1 protein-coding gene is annotated in these 711 nt (G+C 46.4%); it reads right to left on the bottom strand.

Going from position 1 to position 711, the window contains the following annotated elements; all coding sequences use genetic code 11:
- Nucleotides 1-711, bottom strand: a 711-nt coding sequence (locus R7Z49_RS24960; RefSeq protein WP_318112377.1) for a M16 family metallopeptidase, incomplete at both ends; no start/stop codon positions are given.

Here is a 711-nt window from a genome sequence, read left to right as displayed (position 1 = left end):
CCTTTGTCTACAGAATCTCCCATCGCGTAGACATAGAAATTACACGCAAGCTCTGCACAGTCATGGAAGGAACCCGCATCAACCGCTTTTTGCGTCTTCACTAAATCTTGGTACAGCACGCTGTTGGTACCACCACCTAATACTTCCGATAGCGTATCCAGAGACGCTTGGCTCTCTTCGCCGCTGTATGTGGTTGGCCACGCAATCATTACCATCGGTTGTTGGATACGATCTTCCAACGTAATGTATTTGTCTTCTTGCAACTTAGCTGGTTGTTTCGGTGCGTTTTCAACTTCTGGACCACGAGGAATGGAACCGAAGTATTTGTTTACCCACGCCAGTGTTTGCTCGACATCTAAGTCACCACCGATCGTGATCGTCGCATTATTTGGACCGTACCAACGCAAGAAAAACGCTTTAAGATCATTCACATCAACACGATCAAGATCTTCAACGTAACCGATGGTTTGCCATGAGTAAGGATGACCTTCTGGGTATAACGCTTCAGACATACGTTCCCAAATCAAACCGTACGGACGGTTGTCATAACGTTGCGCACGCTCATTTTTCACCGTAGATCGTTGAATTTCAAATTTGCGCTGTGAAACCGCATCAAGCAAAAAGCCCATACGATCCGATTCAAGCCACAGCATTTTTTCCAGCTGATTTGCAGGAACGGTTTCAAAGTAGTTGGTGCGATCGCGATTGGTC

The sequence above is a fragment of the Vibrio sp. 1562 genome, assembly GCF_033340155.1.
Taxonomy (GTDB): domain Bacteria; phylum Pseudomonadota; class Gammaproteobacteria; order Enterobacterales; family Vibrionaceae; genus Vibrio; species Vibrio alginolyticus.
The sequence above is the reverse complement of the archived record's forward strand: the minus strand, read 5'-3'. Positions and strand labels throughout refer to the sequence as shown.